21 protein-coding genes and 4 tRNA genes are annotated in these 19,342 nt (G+C 42.6%); 3 read left to right on the forward strand and 22 right to left on the reverse strand.

The genetic code is table 11. From position 1 onward, the window contains the following. The 19 genes from E0H81_RS14990 to E0H81_RS15080 form a co-directional block, all read right to left on the reverse strand. On the reverse strand, window positions 1-291 hold a 291-nt coding region (locus E0H81_RS14990), incomplete at its 3' end, for a GTP-binding protein (RefSeq protein WP_244926554.1). 148 nt (window positions 292-439) lie between these two features. Then, window positions 440-514: transfer RNA gene (locus E0H81_RS14995), tRNA-Thr, on the reverse strand. 18 nt (window positions 515-532) lie between these two features. Then, window positions 533-608 (reverse strand) — tRNA-Gly (locus E0H81_RS15000). A 38-nt stretch (window positions 609-646) separates the two neighbouring features. Beyond that, window positions 647-730, reverse strand: a tRNA-Tyr gene (locus E0H81_RS15005). Between the two features lie 56 nt (window positions 731-786). Then, window positions 787-862: transfer RNA gene (locus E0H81_RS15010), tRNA-Thr, on the reverse strand. 98 nt (window positions 863-960) lie between these two features. Next, window positions 961-2,454: an anthranilate synthase component I gene (gene trpE, locus E0H81_RS15015; RefSeq protein WP_131320029.1), complete on the reverse strand. Its 1,494-nt coding sequence runs from the start codon at window positions 2,452-2,454 to the stop codon at window positions 961-963. A gap of 118 nt (window positions 2,455-2,572) precedes the next feature. Continuing rightward, window positions 2,573-3,241 (reverse strand): phosphoglycolate phosphatase, encoded by a 669-nt coding sequence (locus E0H81_RS15020; protein ID WP_131320031.1) that lies wholly within the window; start codon window positions 3,239-3,241, stop codon window positions 2,573-2,575. 93 nt (window positions 3,242-3,334) lie between these two features. Next, a complete protein-coding gene (locus E0H81_RS15025; RefSeq protein WP_131320033.1) occupies window positions 3,335-4,072 on the reverse strand; it encodes an FHA domain-containing protein in 738 nt (245 codons plus the stop codon). A 69-nt stretch (window positions 4,073-4,141) separates the two neighbouring features. Further along, complete coding sequence (gspD, locus tag E0H81_RS15030) at window positions 4,142-6,415, reverse strand: type II secretion system secretin GspD (RefSeq protein ID WP_131320035.1); 2,274 nt, start codon at window positions 6,413-6,415, stop codon at window positions 4,142-4,144. Between the two features lie 43 nt (window positions 6,416-6,458). Next, complete coding sequence (locus tag E0H81_RS15035; RefSeq protein ID WP_131320037.1) at window positions 6,459-7,298, reverse strand: type II secretion system protein N; 840 nt, start codon at window positions 7,296-7,298, stop codon at window positions 6,459-6,461. After that, complete coding sequence (gene gspN, locus E0H81_RS15040; RefSeq protein WP_131320039.1) at window positions 7,298-8,041, reverse strand: type II secretion system protein N; 744 nt, start codon at window positions 8,039-8,041, stop codon at window positions 7,298-7,300. The genes E0H81_RS15035 and gspN overlap by 1 nt, the downstream gene beginning before the upstream one ends. A gap of 172 nt (window positions 8,042-8,213) precedes the next feature. Further along, window positions 8,214-8,540, reverse strand: coding sequence for an H-NS histone family protein (locus E0H81_RS15045; protein ID WP_131320041.1), 327 nt, complete (start codon window positions 8,538-8,540; stop codon window positions 8,214-8,216). A gap of 155 nt (window positions 8,541-8,695) precedes the next feature. After that, window positions 8,696-9,124, reverse strand: coding sequence for an acyl-CoA thioesterase (locus E0H81_RS15050; RefSeq protein ID WP_131320043.1), 429 nt, complete (start codon window positions 9,122-9,124; stop codon window positions 8,696-8,698). Window positions 9,125-9,134: 10 nt separating this feature from the next. Continuing rightward, on the reverse strand, window positions 9,135-10,328 hold the full coding sequence (locus E0H81_RS15055; protein WP_131320045.1) for a heme biosynthesis protein HemY: 1,194 nt from the start codon (window positions 10,326-10,328) through the stop codon (window positions 9,135-9,137). A 7-nt stretch (window positions 10,329-10,335) separates the two neighbouring features. Then, a complete protein-coding gene (locus tag E0H81_RS15060) occupies window positions 10,336-11,178 on the reverse strand; it encodes a hypothetical protein (RefSeq protein ID WP_131320047.1) in 843 nt (280 codons plus the stop codon). Further along, window positions 11,175-11,954 carry a uroporphyrinogen-III synthase gene (locus tag E0H81_RS15065; protein ID WP_131320049.1) on the reverse strand — a complete coding sequence of 260 codons (780 nt, stop codon included), beginning with the start codon at window positions 11,952-11,954 and terminating at the stop codon, window positions 11,175-11,177. The genes E0H81_RS15060 and E0H81_RS15065 overlap by 4 nt, the downstream gene beginning before the upstream one ends. Window position 11,955: 1 nt before the next feature. Further along, window positions 11,956-12,873, reverse strand: coding sequence for a hydroxymethylbilane synthase (gene hemC, locus E0H81_RS15070; protein ID WP_131320051.1), 918 nt, complete (start codon window positions 12,871-12,873; stop codon window positions 11,956-11,958). Window positions 12,874-12,980: 107 nt separating this feature from the next. Then, window positions 12,981-13,721, reverse strand: coding sequence for a LytR/AlgR family response regulator transcription factor (locus tag E0H81_RS15075; protein WP_131320053.1), 741 nt, complete (start codon window positions 13,719-13,721; stop codon window positions 12,981-12,983). A gap of 54 nt (window positions 13,722-13,775) precedes the next feature. Next, window positions 13,776-14,930: a sensor histidine kinase gene (locus tag E0H81_RS15080; RefSeq protein ID WP_131320055.1), complete on the reverse strand. Its 1,155-nt coding sequence runs from the start codon at window positions 14,928-14,930 to the stop codon at window positions 13,776-13,778. Between E0H81_RS15080 and argH the strand changes: the two genes are divergently transcribed. From argH to E0H81_RS15965, 3 genes are read left to right on the forward strand one after another with little or no spacing between them, the layout of a single operon-like run. Beyond that, window positions 14,921-16,351, forward strand: a complete 1,431-nt coding sequence (gene argH / locus E0H81_RS15085) for an argininosuccinate lyase (RefSeq protein ID WP_131320057.1) — start codon at window positions 14,921-14,923, stop codon at window positions 16,349-16,351. The genes E0H81_RS15080 and argH overlap by 10 nt on opposite strands. 11 nt (window positions 16,352-16,362) lie before the next feature. After that, window positions 16,363-16,632, forward strand: coding sequence for an oxidative damage protection protein (locus E0H81_RS15090; protein ID WP_131271294.1), 270 nt, complete (start codon window positions 16,363-16,365; stop codon window positions 16,630-16,632). Window positions 16,633-16,648: 16 nt separating this feature from the next. After that, entirely contained in the window at window positions 16,649-16,852 is a 204-nt protein-coding gene (locus tag E0H81_RS15965) for a hypothetical protein (protein WP_165492638.1), read from the forward strand. A gap of 404 nt (window positions 16,853-17,256) precedes the next feature. Here E0H81_RS15965 and pgsA read toward each other — a convergent pair whose 3' ends face one another. The 3 genes from pgsA to E0H81_RS15105 all read right to left on the reverse strand — a co-directional run. Further along, complete coding sequence (pgsA, locus tag E0H81_RS15095; protein WP_067869548.1) at window positions 17,257-17,844, reverse strand: CDP-diacylglycerol--glycerol-3-phosphate 3-phosphatidyltransferase; 588 nt, start codon at window positions 17,842-17,844, stop codon at window positions 17,257-17,259. Between the two features lie 108 nt (window positions 17,845-17,952). Then, window positions 17,953-18,747, reverse strand: coding sequence for a thioesterase family protein (locus E0H81_RS15100; RefSeq protein WP_131320059.1), 795 nt, complete (start codon window positions 18,745-18,747; stop codon window positions 17,953-17,955). Between the two features lie 109 nt (window positions 18,748-18,856). Next, a partial coding sequence (locus tag E0H81_RS15105; protein ID WP_342353508.1) for a helix-hairpin-helix domain-containing protein occupies window positions 18,857-19,342 on the reverse strand: 486 nt, incomplete at its 5' end.

A 19,342-nucleotide genomic window follows, 5' to 3' on the forward strand; every position in this document is an offset into this window, starting at 1 on the left:
AGCAGCACCAGTGATCATGTTTTTAACATAATCGGCGTGACCTGGACAGTCTACGTGTGCGTAGTGACGAATCGGAGAATCGTATTCTACGTGTGAAGTATTAATGGTAATACCACGTGCTTTTTCTTCTGGTGCAGAGTCAATTGCTGCGTAATCTTTCGCTTCACCGCCGTAAGTTTTTGCACAGATTGTTGCAATTGCAGCAGTTAAAGTTGTTTTACCATGGTCGACGTGACCAATTGTACCCACGTTTACGTGTGGCTTATTACGTTCAAACTTAGCCTTAGCCATGATGATCTTCCTCGTTTACGTCGAACACGGTCTTAAACAACGCAGCTTCGACAGGTCGCCTAAAAAAACAAATACCCAATACTTGAAAAGCAGACTAATAAGCCTGCTTTTTTTAAAAAGTTGTGAACAAGTCACTAAACTGTATATCTGGAGCTCTTATCCAGATTTGAACTGGAGACCTCTCCCTTACCAAGGGAGTGCTCTACCACTGAGCTATAAGAGCATAATAAGTACTTCAATATGGAGCGGGAGACGAGGGTCGAACTCGCGACATGCAGCTTGGAAGGCTGCCGCTCTACCAACTGAGCTACTCCCGCACGATGTTGGTACAATCCACTTTTTGAAGTCTTAAAATTGGTGGTGAGGGAAGGATTCGAACCTTCGAAACTTTCGTAGCGGAGTTACAGTCCGCCCCCTTTGACCGCTCGGGAACCTCACCATTTTACACTTACATCAGTGTCGTTCTTTTTACTTCACTTCTTGAAACCTCCAAGATGGTGCCGGCACACGGATTCGAACTGTGGACCTACTGATTACAAGTCAGTTGCTCTACCAACTGAGCTATGCCGGCGTTTCTTAGTGTTTCGTACGTTTCGTATCGGAACGGTGTGCAGTTTAGCAAAACCCAGAAACCTTGCAAGTGTTTTTTTTAAAAAAAAGCTCAAAAACTCATAAAATCAATCCATTTGATGATAATTCGACCGCTTTGATCACTGCGCGAGCTTTTATCTGGGTTTCATTCCATTCAGATTCAGGATTTGAGTCCACCACCAGCCCTGCCCCTGCCTGTACATAGACCTTATTTTCACGAATCACACAGGTTCGAATGGCAATCGACATGTCCATTTCCCCATGCCAGCCCAAATAACCCACCGCGCCACCAAATACACCGCGTTTTACCGGCTCGACTTGGTCAATAATTTCCATGGCACGGATTTTCGGCGCACCAGACAGTGTTCCGGCCGGGAAAGTGGCTTTAAACACGTCTAAAGCATCGACATCATCACGCACTTCACCCTGTACATTGGAGACAATATGCATGACATGTGAATAACGCTCGATCACCATTTGATCGGTGACTTGCACTTTGCCAATTTTTGACACGCGTCCGACATCATTTCGACCCAAGTCGATCAGCATTAAATGCTCAGCAATCTCTTTCTCATCGGAAAGCAAATCTTTTTCTAAAGCCAAATCTTCTTCTTTGGTCTTGCCACGCGGACGTGTACCTGCCAGTGGACGAACGGTTGCTATGCCATTTTCCAGACGTGACAGAATTTCAGGAGAAGAGCCGACAATATGAAACGGTGTTTTATTCTCTAAAGTTTGACCTTGAACTAAAAACAAATACGGCGATGGATTGAGATGACGTAGCGCGCGATAAACCTGTAAAGCTTCACCATCGAAATCAGAGACCATACGGTGCCCCGGTACCACTTGCATTACATCACCTGCACGGATGTATTCCTTTACTGTTTCAATCGACTCGAGATATTTTTCTTTGCCTGTGAGCGATTCAAAATGCGGTGGGGTATGTTTTTTTGCTTGTAGGCTGATCGGTTGAGCGAGCACGGCCTCCAAGTCATCTAATTGTTGTTGTGCCTTAGTATAGGCATCTGGATCATTGACATCTGCATGCACAATCAAGAATAAAGTATCTTTTAAGTTGTCAAATACGATCACTGTTTTAGACAGCATCATCCAGATATCAGGCAATCCGACTGGATCGGCTGCCGGAACATTGGTTAAACGCGGTTCAATATAACGCACCGCATCATAGCCAAAGTAACCCACCAAGCCACCGGTAAAGCTTGGCAAGGCTGGCAAGTCCTTTTGCGTTGGCACATGGAACTGGGCTTGAAAATCGCGGATATACTGGAATGGATCGCTACAGACTTGGGTTTCAATGGAACCATCGGCTTGCTGGATGGTTAAAACACTTTCATTGCATGAAAAAACCGTGGATTCACCCAAACCAATAATGGAATAACGTGCCCAGTTTTCGCCACCCTCAACTGATTCAAACAAATAGGCCTGGTTGTGATCCTTAACACGCGCAAAGACTGAAAGTGGTGTTTCGGTATCGGCCAGACGCTGACGGTAAACTGGAATCAGGTTGTAACCGTCAGACTTTAAGCTGTCGAACTGAACTTGAGTGGTCATGAGTATTCTCTATGTTTTCGATATGGGCGGGTTTAAGTTCGTTTTGGTGTGATCTGACTTAATGTCGCCATCGAAAAACCATACAATTTCTCATTCCAATATCCTTACTTTTAAATTCTTAGGCGAGTAATTCTGTTAAATCATCGACCACTTGCTGTGGCTGGCAATCCTGAATATCTTCTCCATGATTATAGCCATAGCTAACCACAATACAATCCACTCCTGCACGTCGTGCGGCTTCTACATCATTGCTCGAGTCACCAATCATTAAAGTTTCTGCCGCAGTGACCGCATATTCATCAACACAGAACAGTAACTGGCGTGGATGCGGTTTGCGTTCTTCAAAGCGGTCACCGCCAATGACATCGACAAAATATTTGCTTAAGCCCAAAGCTTCCACAATCATGCGCGCAGGTTGTTCGGGCTTGTTGGTCACACAGATCATCTGTTTATTCTGACTTAAACCCCAGTCCAAGAAATCCACCACCCCAGTAAAAGGCTGGGTATCTACACAGGGCTCGGCATTATAAATCTCTAAGAAGGTCGCTAATAACTGTTGATGTTGAGCAGGATCGACCTGTCCGGTTAAATACTGCAAAGTGCTATGGCAAAAAAGTGAGGTACCCTTGCCCACCCAGGTCCGAACCTGTTCTTCAGTCACTTTGGGTAATTGCAAAACATTCAGACTCATGTTCATGGCGCGATATAAATCAGATGCGGAATCTACCAGTGTGCCATCCAAGTCAAATAAAATAAGCTCACGACTTGCCAATTTTGCTACAGACATCTTGTTCCTCTCAAAATTTATCTCACCCAACCACAATAACCCAAATGATTAAGGCATGCGATTGCATGCCTTAATTGTATGTCGAGCATAGCCTTATTTAAAGAATAACCATGCGATGATTGCAAGGATAATCAATGCAATAATGGTCATTAAGCCAACCGATGCATTTTTTTGCTCTTCTTTAACTTGCTCTACACGAGATGCAGGAGTTTCAACCACGACTGGCTCCTGCTTCTCTGGAACGGCCTTCAGGTCCACACTTTCAGGAATCGGGGCAGGTTTCGGTACAGCCACTTGTTGCGGCATACCATCACGGCTGACCTGAACATTGCTATCACGCTCTTTAAGCTCAGGCATGCCTTGATCATTCATTTGTTGAGCGACTGTTTTAGATGCTTCTTCAGCTTGTGCTGCTGCCGTTTCAGAAACAGCCACCGCTTCCGAAGGCTGTTCATTCACAGGTGCTGCTTCTGCTACCGTCTCATCCTGATTTAATGCTGCGACTGTTTTTTCAATTTCGGTCGGTAATTCTACTTCTTGAGCTGGCTCCAGTACGGAAAATTTCAGACTGGCAAACTGGACAATATCACCTTGTTTCAACAAGGTTTCATGCTCAATCTGTAAATCATTTACAAATGTTCCGTTAGATGAGTTTAAATCCTGCACCGACAAGGCCTGGTTTTTTAGCAAGAAAGCCGCATGCTTGCGGGAGATTTCCCCGGCTTGCAATACAATATCTGCGCTCTGATGACGACCGACCAGCATATCACGGTCGATGCTAATTTCTTGTCCCGTCAATTCACCGGTAATTGCTTGTATTTTCCAAGTCATGAAATGCACTTCTCTTTGCGATTTTTTCTCATCATATCACGGCAAATCTGCAATTCTTTACATACTCTGTTAAGAACCTGATCGAATCGTGGTCGTGGTTACGGTATTTTTAGTTCGTTCAACTTCAGACTGGGGAACTGGAACGACTTGTCTTTGTACGACCGGCTCAATCGCCACAGGCGTAGTAACAACAGCGGCATTGGACTGTTTTTGCCCACCTGATGGTACCGTTTGATAACCCGGTACTTTTGGAGCCGAAGGCGTCACCGGAAGACGTTGCTGATAAATATCATCTACATTTTCCGGTAATTTCGAGAAAGTACCATCCTGATCCATGGCCAACTGCAAACTATATAGCTGGCTATAACGTTGCTGAGACAAGCGCTTCACATCTTTAGCATCACCCACAATGGTTGGATGGATAAAGACCAGCAAATTGCGTTTTTCATTGGATTTAACATCAGATCTGAACAAACGCCCAATTCCCGGAATAGCACCCAAACCCGGTACCGACTGACGACCATGAATCGAGTTATCCGAAATCAAACCACCCAATACAATGGTCTGGCCATGCTCAGCCAAAATTGAGGTTTTAATAGCACGTTTGCTGGTAACTAAATCCTGTGCCTGACCACGATCCCTCGCTACAGCGGAAACTTCCTGCTCGACTTCCAGACGAACTGAGCCACCTTCACCAATATGCGGGACTACTTTTAAAGTCACACCGACATCTTTACGCTCAACCGTGGTATAGGGATTAATCCCGGCTGTGGTGGTCGCGACAGAACCTGTGACGAAAGGTACATTCTGCCCCACCACAATATAGGCTTCTTCATTGTCCATGGTCACAATGGAGGGCGTGGAAAGTAAATTGGATTTTGTATTACTTTTGAGGGCCTGAATCAATGCACCATAAAGTCGACGAGATCCATCACTGCCTTCTTTATAATCTCCAAGAATCAATGAAGTACCTTTTAACCCGGCGGCGGCTGCACCCAACCCGGCAGAACCACCGGCTAAATAACCACCTGCCAGACTGGCCAGACTTGCTCCGGCATTATCAAAGCTAATCAATCCGATACCACTACTTAAGTCACCCAAGGCCCATTGCACACCGAGTTGATCGGCATCATTTCCCTCAACCTCAATAATGGCTGCTTCGATGAGTACCTGTTGACGACGGATATCCAGCTGCTGAATGGCCGATTCAATTTCACGCATCAATTGTGGATCAGCCTTCACCACCAGCGCATTCTGGCTGTCATCGGCAATAATGCTGACACCGTTGCCATTAAAACTGGTGATGCTGTTTTGATTGTTACTGTTCGAGCCACCACCCAGGTTAATACTTGGAGTGGAAATGTTAGAGGAGCCGCTGGTTGAATTATTTGAGTTGTTATTTCCAAAATTATTCATCGTGCTATTGCTGCCCGATGATGAACTGTTGGAATTTGATGAACTTGAAACCGCCTGACCGGTCACCAAGCCTTGTAAAATTTCCGCCAGATTTTTCGCACTGGCATATTTCAAACGAAAGACTTTTAAGCCACCCAAACGATCTGCCGCAGGCACATCCAGCATTTCAATCATTTGACGGATGCGCTTGCGCGTCACCGTATCGCCTTTAAGCACAATCCGATTGGTTCGTGTATCTGCAATGATGCGGATACGCGAGCCTTTTAAATCTCTGGCCGCTCCGGTAGAACTCATCGACTCGAGCAAACCAATCATTTCTTCAGCCTGACTCGATTGCAGGGTCACCGCCTCAATATCGTTTTGCCCCGTCCCATCCAGATTTCGGATAATGGTTTCAAGCTGATAAATATTATTGGCACGGTCTGAAACAATCAGCGCATTGGTTCCAGCGACTGCGGATAAATGCGCGAACTGCGGCATTAAAGGGCGAATTGCAGGAATCAAGTCATTCGGATTGGTGTTTTCAAGCCAGATGACCCGCGTCACGATCTGATCACCCGTAGCGCGCTGCTTGCCATCATAGGGAATACCCGAGCTTTTCACATTGCTATCCGGTACCAGTTTGATGGTATTGCCCGAAGGAATGGCCACCACGCCATTGACATTTAATACCCCAAGAAATAACTCGTAAACTTCAGCTTTATTTAAGGGTTTATTGGAAATGACCGTTACATTGCCACGTACACGCGGGTCTACAGCAAAATTCTTCCCGGTAATGTCTGCCACTTCATTAATAAATGCAGTTAAATCAGCGTCACGTAAATTGATTTTCCATGTCTGTGCATGGCTTGCAGTGCTCACCATAGCAATAAGTGGTGCAGCTGCAAATAAGGTCCAAACTGAACGATGATGATTAAATAAAGCCATAAAATTCTGTGCTTCCTAACCCTATAATGTGACAATGCATCACTTAAAAATTTTGTTGTATGGTCATCACTTGATCACCACGCTTTATTTCCAATTTAACTTGACCTTCGCGTCTCGCCTGTTCCAGTAACTGGGCATCACTTTGTCCCTGCCCCACAGCCTGTCCATTTAAAGACACAATCCGGTCACCCGGTTGCAAACCTAGCTTGCTGCGTAATGCTGCAGGTGTTCTTGAAGTGACTTCATAACCTCCACCGGCTGCATTTACCCCCATATCTTTTAAATATTGCTCACGGTCTTCCTGTATTTTTTGTACTGCTTGCCCCAGCGCACTACTTTCCTGACTCGGCACCGCCTGATTCGATTGATAATTTGAGTTTGGGGCAGTCACTACCGGCTGAACAATCGCCTGATCCAAGCCATTTTCTATTCTTTTAAACGGTAATTCCCGGGTTGTACCATTGTTTTGGCGCAAGATCACTCGATCCCAATATACTTCAGCCAGCTGGTAAGCAGTGGTATTAATACTTTCCCCTACACGGTAGCGATCTGCCACGTCATTGACTTTAATCACCGCAGAAGAGAATTGACTTGCAGAACCCATCACCACACCTTGCAAGACCAGGTTTAAATTCTCGTCCGCAGCAGCGGTCTTGCTCGCTTCTTGAAACAGGGCAAATGAAGAAATATTGGGAACTTGCGGTTGTTGTGAGCCCAATTCTACCCGCCCTAACTGGATAACTTGAGGGGGAGCCATCAACAACCAGAAAATGCTCGCCAACTTCCAGCATAAATATAAAATCAGCAGTGCCAGTAATATCGGTGCAGCACGATCTGCCTGTTTCCAGTTTAATTGCTGAATTTTTTCGATCCATTCATTCATTAGAAACCCCCTCTAAATAAAGGTTGTCTCGAACTAATGACATAGGTATCCAAACCTGCCTTACCGTCATAGGAAGCAATATTCATCAATAAACGTTGGGTCAATTGCACATCCAGCATCAAGCTTGGATCCAGTTCTAAGGCAATCAGCTTTTGATCACGCTGGTCACGAAGGTCAAACATCAGCTTATTATTTTCATCTGACAGTTTTCCTTTCAATGACGGCATATTCATCCGGTCCTGTCGCTGGGCATAGGTATAAATCAGCTCGCCGCCTGCCCACTGTAATTGACCATCTGCCTGTGAAAAGCCCTGCTCTGTTTTATAGTTAAAATTGATATTCTGTAATTGAATGGCATTTGTAGGCCACTGCCAATCCACTATATTTTTTAAGGTCTCAGGTGCAATTTGTCCATTTAAATCATGAATGATGACTTTCTTGCCCAAGCCATAACCTGCAATAGCATCAAGCTGGGTATGCCCGCTATGGACTTCGATATGCGCGCCTAAACGCAGCAAAAACAGATCCAATGGCCGTGTTTTCCAACTCAACGACCCTCTTAGGTTGCCTTTATGCCAATCTGCTTGCCCCTGCCAAATATTGCCGCTTACATTTTGCAAGACCTGGTTATTTTTATAAAATTTTGAAATGAGCCAAGCCGCTGGAATTTGGAGTAAGACGAAAATAAAAAAAACGATGATGGCAAAGATCCACCACGTGATGTATTTGGGTTTTTTTATCATCCCACCACGACCAACATATCTATTCTTCTTCCCTGAGCCACGATATTATCTTTCTATAGACATTATGCACACTTTTTCCACAACGCCAATTCAAAGATATAAAAAAACCAAGCATATATGCTTGGTTTTTTTAGTCTCATCTAAATAGATGACCCTCTCATGAATTCTAAAATCAGATGAGGAAGTCTTCCAGTTTCGCACCGCTTTCAAGTTCAGCAACTAACCAGCGTGGTTGTTTACCGCGACCCGTCCAGGTATCAGATGGATTCTGCTTACTACGGTAACGTGGCTCTACAGATTTACGTGTGCTTTTTTTACGTTTGGTGGCGCCAAATTCCAAAATCTGTTCAATCGACAAACCTACATTATCTGCAATATCGACAATTTGCTGATAAGCGTCTTCAACCGCTTGATCTTTTTTAGAAGCAATTAATACTTCCGCTTCAACTTGTAAACGTTTTAACTCTTCAACAGATAAATTACTAATATCCGGCATCATAATAACTCCTAAACAGATTTTAATTTTATTTATTCAAACTCGATCATAATATTTTTATTATCTAAAACATTCAATATAAATTTTTAAATAACCACAATCTTTAAAACAGATTTTACATTTCCTTAATATTTATAGAGCAACTGCTTTAAATATTTTTAAATCAAATGATTTACGCTTAATTCAATTTCAGTGATTTTCTGGCGAATAATTTCGGGAATTTCAGTTTTAAGCATCGAGTCCTTATTTACGCAAACAATGACTGCTTCACCTAATGCAACCACAGTTTGTTGTACTTCACTGCATAATAAATAACTCATACGAAATGCACTATTGCGAATTTCCTCAACCCGCACCCCAATTTTGAGCTGGTCTGGATAAAATACCGGACGAATATATTTGCACTGATTTGACGCAACCACCGTATAAACTTCTTGTTGAAAAATATTCAGCTGATCCATATAACGAATGCGGGCGCTTTCGATATAACGATAATACATCACGTTATTCACATGCCCAAAGGCATCCATATCTCCCCAGGCGACTGGCTGCTCATGAATAACCGGATAATCTGACAAGGTTAACATTTATTTAGCCTCATATTTTTATTTCAACAAAATTTGCATTATTTTCAAATATTAAATTTAACTGTTTAATTAAATCATCCTGACCTTTCAAAGTTGATTTAATTCTTAAATAATTCATCATCACATTATCTGGATATAATTCAAGCAGCTGCTCAGCTTCGGCATAACGTGCGGTTGCCTCGTATATATGCCATTTAGCAAAGCTAAACACCGGCAAAGAAGGATATTTATTTTCCCAATAATTAATTCGTTGCTCAACCCCTGAATAATCCGGATTTTGCTTCAATAATTGCTGCTGGAACCATAAGTAAAAGACGTCTTGATTAAATCGCTCATCTAACAAATGTAATGCCAAGTCTTCATGTGGCTGGCTCATTTCAGGCATCCGAGATAATACCTTAAGCCACAAAATTTTTATCTCATAATCGCGGTTATTAATTTGACCTTGCAAGTCTAAATAACGTTGTTGTAAATTTTGTAAATCCTCAACATTCGCCTGATCAAAATTAAGCAATAACTGCTGTAACCATTCCTGTTTGGTTTCGGTGCCCAAATGACCATATTTAGTTGAACGCAAATACATCCATGGAAATTGCAGGGCAAACTTTCCCCATAATGCGGTTAAACGCAAATCATAGGCACTTTTTACATCGCTTAGCCACGGCGAAAGTTCATGCTGATTTAAAAACTCAAGATGGGTTAAGGCTTGTTCTCCATCATTTTGCGCCAGATAAATTTCAATTCGTTGTATTTCAGCCAATTCAAATGCCATGGCATTGCTTTGATTTAATATCGCAAGCGCTTGTGGATATTGCTGCTGCATCCAATATAATCGCGAACCAATAATGCCTTTTAATAAACCGGATTTGGAAAATACCCCTTGGATAAATTCATGCTGGTCTTGAGCTGCTTCTAATAACCACACCACAGCCAACTGTTCATAAGGATGTAAATTTTTAAAATTAAAAACAGTTTCTAGCTTTCTTTGTTCTCTTTTTAAATAGCGCTTAATTATCAACCAGAGCAGTTGAATAATTAAGCTTAAGCAAGCCAGGAAAATAAAAATCACCCAGATATTGGTTTGAATTTGCCATTCACGCCAATATAAATAGACATAACCCGCGCCATAACCGTAACTTAAAATACTCAGTCCGGCGATAATAATTAAGCTAATAAAAGCATAGGCAAGTAAAACCTGTTTCATTGATCCATCACCCCAATAATGCACGCGTATTTAAACTTGGCGTCGGAACAACAGTAAATCCTTTTATTTTTTGGATATTCTGAATCAGCTGGCGTGATTTCTCATCCGGTATTTGATTTAACAACTGGATAATTTCAGTCAATGACTCTTGGTATTCTAAATACTGCCCTTGCTGTAGAGCCTGATGCGCCAATAATAATCGGAGCTGTGCCTCTTTTAAAATCAATGGACGTTGCATTAAAGCGATAGCAGGTTGTTTTGCAGGTTCAACAACCAGCCAGCGCTGCCAGAAATATTTATTTTGTGCTTGGCCTGAACTTAATTGCGGCGTATTTATTTCCTGGGTTAAGGCTTGATCTAGCTGGTGTATCAATCCATCTACTTTTGTCTGCTGTGCAGCTCTGGCACTTGCAAACTGTTGGATCATTTGCTGATCTTTTTCAATCACCTGATGCAAACTCTGCTTCAGCGAAGGTGCTAAAGCATATTGTTCTAGGCTTCGGTCTAAATACATTAATTTATCTAAGGCGTCATTCAATTTTTGCTGCTTCAGCATAAATTCAATCAAATCCAGCTGCTGTTTAATCACCACAATCGGATCAATACTTGATGCTTCGAGGTTTTTTAAATCATGCTCTGCTTGAGCACCCTGCGCTACTGTCCCGTCTTCAACATTTACATGACGCTGCAAGGCCACAAGCTGGTCATTTAAATTTGCATTGCTCTGTTCAATACGATGCAGACTGCTGGTTAATTCTGTTTGTTGTGCAGAGATATTAAATACGTCATAACTTAATTTTATAATCCAGAGCAAACTTAAAATGAGTAATAAGATGAGAATTTTCTTCATGTGTTCCCTTGCACAACAACAATCTGCTGCAAAATTGAATCTGTCTTTAAATCAGGTAATCGCGTGACATTAAAACATGTGAATTGATTTTTCTTATAATCTGAAACAACTTGATACAAGCGTTCACCCAAAACAAAGTAATGTCCTTTTGCAATAATCGCATTTTGACCTTGCATCAGCTTAATCCAGTTTAGCCAACTCGCTTCACTGCTCACCACCATAGCATACTGTTGTTGTTGTTCTAATAAAGGCAATATATTTGAAAGATTCTGCTGAGTGAGTAAAGGACAACGGCGTTCATATAAAATAAAATTTAAAATATGCATGCCTTGCTGTTTTAACTGATCCATCATAAATGGACGCCCACCTTCACCCCGCCAAAAAGCGATGCAGGTTCCAGTATTCATGCTTTTAAGCATTGGAAGTTGCAACATTCCTTCTGATGTTTCTACCAGAGGAACTTCAGCAGCAATGCCATAAGTCGCTAAGGCTTGCGCCGTGGTTTCACCTACCGCAACCCACTGGATCTGCTGAAGTTCATCAAGGCTAATCTCTGCTTGTTGTAAATAATCCATTCCCACCTGAACAGCAGTTGGACTGACCACCACAATTACCTGCGCAGCCAGCAATTGCTGATACAACTCAAATAATGCCGCCGACCAAGGTCGAGCCACCAATTCCAGTAAAGGCAAATCCAAAACAGGCACCTGAACCATACGCAAGGCATGACTCAGTTTTTCTGCTCGGTCCTGAGGGCGGGTATTAATAAACAGCATATTAGTAAAGCGCTTTAAGCAACTCGCCTGCACCTTGTTCCAGCAATTTCTGTGCGAGACTCACCCCTAACTGCTCAGCCTGTTCTGGAGCACCGCTGAGTTGAACTTTCAATAGCGTTACACCATCTACACTTCCCACACGACCCTCTATATGAATTTGCCCCTGATTTAAAGTGGCATAGCCTGCGATTGGTACTTGGCAACCGCCTTCCAAATAGGCATTGAAAGCACGCTCTGCACGAACACACACATCCGTTTCAGCATGTAAAAGCGGTAAAATAAGATCAAGTACAGCTTGGTCTGTCGCACGACATTCCAAGCCAAGTGCGCCTTGTCCAACTGCAGGTAAACTGATTTCAGGTTGCAGGGTATGACGGATACGTTCAGCCAATCCTAAGCGTTTTAAACCCGCACTTGCCAAAATGATCGCATCGTACAAACCAGAATCCAGTTTAGATAAGCGCGTACCCACATTTCCGCGCAAATCGATAATGTTTAAATCAGGACGTTGTTTTAAAATCTGGGTTTTACGGCGCAGGCTTGAAGTGCCTACTTTGGCACCCTGCGGTAATTCATCAAAACTGTTATAGGTATTGGATACAAAAGCATCCAGAGGATCTTCACGTTCACAAATCACCGCTAGGCTCAATCCCTCAGGCAGCGCCATAGGGACATCTTTCATGGAGTGAACAGCCAGGTCTGCACGGCCATCCAGCAATGCGGCTTCTAGTTCTTTAACAAATAAACCTTTGCCGCCAATTTTTGCCAGAGGAGTATCTAAAATTTTGTCACCTTGAGTTACGAAGGTCACCAACTCAACTTTAAGATCAGCATGCAATGCCTCTAAACGGGCACGAATATGTTCAGCCTGCCATAATGCAAGCGGGCTTTGTCGAGTTGCAATCTTCAAAATCTTCATAAATTTTAGAAACAGTCAATTAAGTGCGTTATTCTAAACTTAACGCGCTGACTTGAAAATGCAAGTGAATTTGCACAGTTGTTGTCACCAAAATCATGAAAAGAGAATTACATTTTTTGTATTCGTTCTCTTAAATTGGATAAATGACGTCGGCTGACGGCCAGACGTTCCTCCAATTCACGGCAACGCACCTGGTACTGCCCCGAACTAATCACTTCTAGTCCATCCAGAAAATGCACTGAAACCAAGGCATTGCGATGAATTCGAACAAACTGGTCGCCAAATTCATTTTCCAGGTCTTTTAAGGTTTCATCAATCAGCACACTGCCATTTTTATGGCGTACCGTGACATATTTTTGATCTGCTAAAAAATAATAAATATTTTCCACAGGAACCAGTTCTACCCCACGGTAGGTTTTTGCCACAATTTGGTGGCGTTTTATATTGAGTTCGTTCATATCTTCTTTTTGTTTTAAAGTGCTCATTTGTGCTTGAGTCAGTTTGGTTAAATGATCTAAAACCTGTTGTAATTCTTGCTGCATGACCGGTTTTAATAGATAGCCTTCTGCATGTGATTTAAATGCATCCAGCGCATGTTCATCATAAGCAGTACAAAAAATAATGGCTGGCATGGGCTCTAACTGGCGCAAGTGCTGTGCACAGCTCAAACCATCCATTTCAGGCATTTGAATATCTAAAAGCACCACGTCTGGCTCATAAAACTGAACCATGTCAATTGCCTGCTGACCATGAGTCGCGGTGGCAACCACTTGATGCCCCAGTTGGGTGACTAAACGTGATAATCGCTCTACTGCGAGAGGTTCATCATCACAAATCAGGATCTCCATTCTTCCTCCTTTCACAGTCAACATCATTTTTTTTATAGGTTAACTCTGATTTTTTTATTTATATCGATATTGCACAACTGTGGTAAATATTCCCTTTCCCGCATATGTCTGAAAGATCACAGTCCGTCCATAATAAGCCTCTAGACGCTGTTTCACATTCTCAACTGCAATACCATTTCCTTGTCGTAAATTTATTTTATCCTGTGTATAAGGGTTAGTAATAACTATATTTACTTGATTTTGCAATACTTCAATCAATATGCTTATCGTACTTTTTGTTAAAAATTTTTCAACACCATGAAAAATACTATTTTCCACCAAAGGTTGTAAAGTTAATAACGGAATTTGTACTTGAGAAAAGAGAACCTCATCATCATATTTCCACTCTACGCGTAAACGGTCACCCAACCGCATCTGCTCGATGGCCAAATAACGCTGACACAGTTCAATTTCATCTTTTAAGCGCACCAGTTTAAGTTCTTTAAAACTTGCACGAAATAGTCGTGATAAATTCAGTAACATTTGTTCTGCTTTATCTGGATCAATGGTAATTAAACTGATCACCGTATTTAAACTGTTAAACAGAAAATGTGGATGAATTCGTGCCTGCATGGCTTGAATACGTGCATGCAATTCACTGTTCTGCTGGCGCGCCCATTGTTCGCGCAAATACAGATAGCGAAAACAGAAGGTCCCAATCAGTACACCATAGCTGAGATGTAACATCACCCCATCCAGTAAAACATCGCGGCTTAAACCGTGGATTTGAAAATTCTGTCCGAAATAAATCACACCATTTAGCACCACGGTGGTTAATAAAACAATCATCTGCAACAGAATGAAGCCGGCAACCAAGGCCTGTCCGAAATTTAAAGGCTGAATTTTTTTCTGAAACAGCTCGACCAAGGCGACAAAAGCCAGCAAAACCCAGTTAATGAACAACATATACTGCAATAAACGTTCTACACTTAAAGCCGTCCATGATTGTGCTTCTGCCAACGCTAAAATCATCGCTAAAATATTACTGGCAATAAATAATTCGATTAAATGTTGCCAACGCCCTATTTTCGTAAAAAAATAAGCGTATGTTTTATTTCCCTGCGTATCAGCAAAAGTTTGGTCGTCTTGTCCTTCGGCAAGTGAACCTGAATTTGTTATACTCTTTTTAGTTCTAATGCTTTTTATCTTATTGAGCCGACATGACCACATCTTCTAATTCCTCAAATCCGTCACAAACCCAAACTTCGGGTATGTGGGGCGGTCGTTTCTCTGAAGCTACTGACGCTTTTGTTGCTGAATTTACAGCATCTGTACAATTTGACCAACGCTTTTATAAACAAGATATTGCAGGCTCGATTGCACATGCAACCATGCTGGCAAAAGTTGGCGTACTTACTGAGCAAGAACGTGACGATATCATCACTGGCTTGACGGCTATTCAAGCGGACATTGAAGCGGGTAACTTTGAATGGCGTGTTGACCTAGAAGATGTACATATGAATATTGAGTCTCGTCTGACTCAGCGTATTGGCATCACCGGTAAAAAACTGCATACCGGTCGTAGCCGTAACGATCAGGTCGCAACCGATATCCGTTTATATGTACGCGACGAAATTGATGCGATCTTAAAATTGCTGGAAAAATTACAAAAAGGTATTTTGGGCTTGGCTGCGAAAAACACCCAAACCATTATGCCGGGTTTCACTCACCTGCAAACTGCACAGCCAGTGACTTTCGGTCATCATTTAATGGCATGGTTTGAAATGTTGGTGCGTGACTCTGAGCGTTTAATTGACTGCCGTAAACGTGTGAATCGCCTACCTTTAGGTTCTGCTGCTCTGGCAGGTACAACCTATCCCATCGAACGTGAATACACAGCACAGCTTTTAGGTTTTGAAGCAGTCTGTGAGAACTCGCTGGATGCAGTGTCTGACCGCGATTTCGCGATTGAATTCAATGCTGCTGCATCTTTAATTATGATGCATTTGTCCCGTATGTCAGAAGAAATGATTCTTTGGACATCGGCTCAGTTCAAGTTTGTGAATATTCCTGACCGTTTCTGCACCGGCTCTTCAATTATGCCGCAGAAGAAAAATCCGGATGTTCCTGAATTGATCCGTGGTAAAACCGGTCGTGTTTATGGTGACTTAATGAGCCTGCTTACACTAATGAAAGGTCAGCCTTTGGCATATAACAAAGACAACCAGGAAGACAAAGAACCCTTATTTGATGCGATTGATACTGTTCGTGGTTCATTGATGGCATTTGCCGACATGATTCCTGCACTGGTTCCAAATATCGAAATCATGCGTGAAGCAGCGCTTCGCGGTTTCTCAACTGCAACCGATCTTGCAGATTACCTGGTTAAAAATGGCGTCGCTTTCCGTGATGCCCATGAAATTGTGGGCAAAGCAGTTGCACTTGGTGTTCAAGAATCGAAAGACTTGTCTGAACTGACACTTGAACAACTTCAACAGTTCTCTGATTTGATTCAAGCGGATGTGTTCGAAAAAGCATTGACACTTGAAGCATCAGTCAATGCACGTAACCACATTGGTGGTACTGCCCCGGCTCAAGTTGAAGCTGCAATTGCTCGTGCCTATACACGCTTAGAAAAACTTTACGCTTAAGGAATAATGATATGTCTCGACAAGTATTTTGCCGTAAGTATCAAAAGGAAATGGAAGGTTTAGATTTTGCACCCTTCCCGGGGGCAAAAGGTCAAGAATTGTTTGACAGCGTATCTAAACAAGCTTGGCAAGAATGGCTGAAACACCAAACCACGCTGATCAATGAAAAGCGCTTAAACGTGTTTGAACCGGATGCGAAGAAATTTCTAGAAGAGCAACGTGAAAAGTTCTTCAGTAACGATGAATCGCTCGAAAAAGCTGAAGGCCTAAAGCCTGAGTGATTTTCAAAGCGTTGCTTTGAAAATTACGCAAGGCAAGAGCTTTGCTCGCGCAGGCTTTAATCTGGAAAGAATCCCCATCATTGGGGATTTCTTTTTTAAGCTGCCTTATTTTTCTGCAAAACAAGCGAAGCGCGTAGTTTCGAATGTCATAAAGGAGTCTGTAAAAGGACTCCTTATTTTATTGATGCAATCCACTGCTCCACCACGTCGCCAGACTTAAAGCCGTGCTTTAGGTGAGCAAGAGAAGCAGCTATGCTGCACGCAGGCTTTAATCTGCAAGAGTCTCCCTTTATTCGGGGCTTTGAAAGACGATTTTTTACATCTAGAAATAACTGTAAACCAGAGCTACATTTCTCAATAAAACTCTACATTACAATACAATAACCTACATGATTCATAGCATCCATTCTCCTATAATCAGTTTCAGGAAGATGGTTAAACATCTTATAAAACATATAACAAATACCCGATTTCAATCCTAGGTTTCCCCCAAAATCTAGGATTTTTTTTGTTTATAGATTTTTATTTTTGCTTATAGATTTCTAAATGATAAATTTCAAAATGAAAATCAAGTTAAAAAAAACACCCTAAAGCGGGTGTCTTTAATGACTTTTTAAATCTAATTTAAGGTTGTTTTAAATACGGCCATGCAGCTTTCAAATAAATAAACATAGACCATAAAGTCAGAATCACCGCGGTATAGAGCAAAAGATAAGCTAAAGTATCAAGCGGCTGCCAATTCAGTAAGAACACTGAAATCGCAATCATTTGAAAAGCCGTTTTATATTTACCCACAGTTGAGACTGCAACATTGGTACGTGCGCCCAATTCAGCCATCCACTCACGCAAAGCAGATACGGTAATTTCACGTGAAATAATCACAATTGCCGCAAATGCCATGGAAATGCTCGGTTGCCATTGCACCAAAACAATCAACGCAGCTGCGACCATCAACTTATCGGCTACAGGGTCAAGAAATCGACCAAAGGCTGAAGTTTGATTCAGTGACCGTGCCAAATAACCATCGAACCAGTCGGTTACCGCAGCAACCACAAAAATCGCCGTTAAAATAATGTGACGAGTCATGTTAGTGTCGTGTTCCGCAACACCAATTGTAGGCGGCCAATAAGCCACCAACAAAAAAACAGGTATTAAAGCTATACGCGCCAAAGTCAAGATATTTGGAATATTCAGGATGCGACCTGTAGTCATAGACACCGCCAATTTTTCCCCTTTATGCACAATGAAAAACCACACATATATTGGGATGGATTCATCGTTAATTCAGACTCACTTTATACGAATTGCCATAAAGTGTCACTAGGCAAACACAGTAACTGTCTGTCTGGAAATCGCAATCAGTCGATTCTCGGCATCCCAAAGATGGGCATATTCAGTGGAATAGCCTTCTGCCGCATAATCGGTAAATACTTTATATTTAAACCAATCCTGCAAATGGCTCTTTAAAGGATGAACATAGGTCACATGCCAAGTCAGTGAACTGGCCGGTGCGAAGCTTTTAAACATCGGCAATACCCCCGGTGGCCACATATCAAATGCCACCATCAAATCAGCCACGGTCATTTCCCGGTTGTCATGCCGCTCAGGATTAAAACGCATCCAGCCACTAAAATCAGGCTTTTCACTCGCGGTACACGGATATTGACCCTCGATCCAGACCAGATCCATTTGCTGAAAACACTGTGGCGCCAAAGGAGATGGCGGAACAATGGTTAAATTCTCAACTGCGGGAAACTCAGGTGCAGTTCGTTGTTGTTGTACTGATATGCCAGACTCACGATGGGTACCAAAACTGGCAATCAAGATACTTTGTACCGCATCGTCTTGCCATAGCCGCACTTCAATGGTGGTGACCGACTTGCCTTGGCGTAAAATTTCCGCGGTCATTCTGACCTGGCTTTGCTGTACCGGACCGACAAAAGTCACACTGGTGCTTAACAGGCGTTTCGAGGGATCAGCAATCGTTACCAATGCCTTTTGCATCATCATCCCTGCGACCAAGCCCCCATAAATGGTGCGCCCTTGTAGCCAACCTTGGGGAATATTCACCCATTCATCTTGTTCAATTTCTGTGAATAATTGGTGCAGTGACATCCTTAGTCCTCTGGAATTTTTAATTTGCTCTATCTTTCACTCATTTCTAATTGTTGTAAATGACCACTTATTCATGATTTCTTGAACTTTTTTGTCACTATCTTACCCTTTATTCATGCAAAACTTTATAAATGGTTCTCGCCATGACGTCTCCCAAACCGGGAACCAGTTTCAAGTCATTTTCTGAAGCTTTCAGTACGCCCTGAATCCCGCCAAAGTGCGTCAGCAAATCACGACGGCGTTTCGGACCAAGCCCCGGAATGACTTCCAGTACTGATCCACCACGGCGTTTATCGCGTTTGGCTCGATGTTTGGTAATGGCAAAACGATGCGCTTCATCACGAACCTGCTGAATCAGATGCAGCGCTTTATGGTCTTCAGGCAACTGGATTTTTGTGCCATCGGTAAAATGCAAAGTTTCCAAACCGGGTTTACGCCCCTCACCTTTGGATACCCCGACCATAAACGCATCCAGCCCCAGATCTTGCATGACTTGCATCGCCATATGCAATTGACCTTTACCGCCATCAATCAGCAGTAAATCGGGCAACATGGCTTTTTTATAGCGGCGGGTCAGCGCTTGACGCATGGCCGC

Origin of the sequence: Acinetobacter terrestris (assembly GCF_004331155.1) — a bacterium.
GTDB classification, from domain to species: Bacteria; Pseudomonadota; Gammaproteobacteria; order Pseudomonadales; family Moraxellaceae; genus Acinetobacter; species Acinetobacter terrestris.

What these genes read in the sequence shown, in the direction of transcription:
- E0H81_RS15100 (WP_131320059.1), bottom strand. Translation starts at nt 18,747, where the DNA reads ATGTCACTGCACCAATTATTCACAGAAATTGAACAAGATGAATGGGTG.
- pgsA (WP_067869548.1), bottom strand. Translation starts at nt 17,844, where the DNA reads ATGACTACAGGTCGCATCCTGAATATTCCAAATATCTTGACTTTGGCG.
- E0H81_RS15050 (WP_131320043.1), bottom strand. Translation starts at nt 9,124, where the DNA reads ATGTTAACCTTGTCAGATTATCCGGTTATTCATGAGCAGCCAGTCGCC.
- argH (WP_131320057.1), top strand. Translation starts at nt 14,921, where the DNA reads ATGACCACATCTTCTAATTCCTCAAATCCGTCACAAACCCAAACTTCG.
- E0H81_RS15045 (WP_131320041.1), bottom strand. Translation starts at nt 8,540, where the DNA reads ATGATGCCGGATATTAGTAATTTATCTGTTGAAGAGTTAAAACGTTTA.
- E0H81_RS15035 (WP_131320037.1), bottom strand. Translation starts at nt 7,298, where the DNA reads ATGAATGAATGGATCGAAAAAATTCAGCAATTAAACTGGAAACAGGCA.
- E0H81_RS15020 (WP_131320031.1), bottom strand. Translation starts at nt 3,241, where the DNA reads ATGTCTGTAGCAAAATTGGCAAGTCGTGAGCTTATTTTATTTGACTTG.
- gspN (WP_131320039.1), bottom strand. Translation starts at nt 8,041, where the DNA reads ATGATAAAAAAACCCAAATACATCACGTGGTGGATCTTTGCCATCATC.
- E0H81_RS15080 (WP_131320055.1), bottom strand. Translation starts at nt 14,930, where the DNA reads ATGTGGTCATGTCGGCTCAATAAGATAAAAAGCATTAGAACTAAAAAG.
- E0H81_RS15090 (WP_131271294.1), top strand. Translation starts at nt 16,363, where the DNA reads ATGTCTCGACAAGTATTTTGCCGTAAGTATCAAAAGGAAATGGAAGGT.
- trpE (WP_131320029.1), bottom strand. Translation starts at nt 2,454, where the DNA reads ATGACCACTCAAGTTCAGTTCGACAGCTTAAAGTCTGACGGTTACAAC.
- E0H81_RS15025 (WP_131320033.1), bottom strand. Translation starts at nt 4,072, where the DNA reads ATGACTTGGAAAATACAAGCAATTACCGGTGAATTGACGGGACAAGAA.
- E0H81_RS15060 (WP_131320047.1), bottom strand. Translation starts at nt 11,178, where the DNA reads ATGAAGAAAATTCTCATCTTATTACTCATTTTAAGTTTGCTCTGGATT.
- E0H81_RS15055 (WP_131320045.1), bottom strand. Translation starts at nt 10,328, where the DNA reads ATGAAACAGGTTTTACTTGCCTATGCTTTTATTAGCTTAATTATTATC.
- hemC (WP_131320051.1), bottom strand. Translation starts at nt 12,873, where the DNA reads ATGAAGATTTTGAAGATTGCAACTCGACAAAGCCCGCTTGCATTATGG.
- E0H81_RS15065 (WP_131320049.1), bottom strand. Translation starts at nt 11,954, where the DNA reads ATGCTGTTTATTAATACCCGCCCTCAGGACCGAGCAGAAAAACTGAGT.
- E0H81_RS15075 (WP_131320053.1), bottom strand. Translation starts at nt 13,721, where the DNA reads ATGGAGATCCTGATTTGTGATGATGAACCTCTCGCAGTAGAGCGATTA.
- gspD (WP_131320035.1), bottom strand. Translation starts at nt 6,415, where the DNA reads ATGGCTTTATTTAATCATCATCGTTCAGTTTGGACCTTATTTGCAGCT.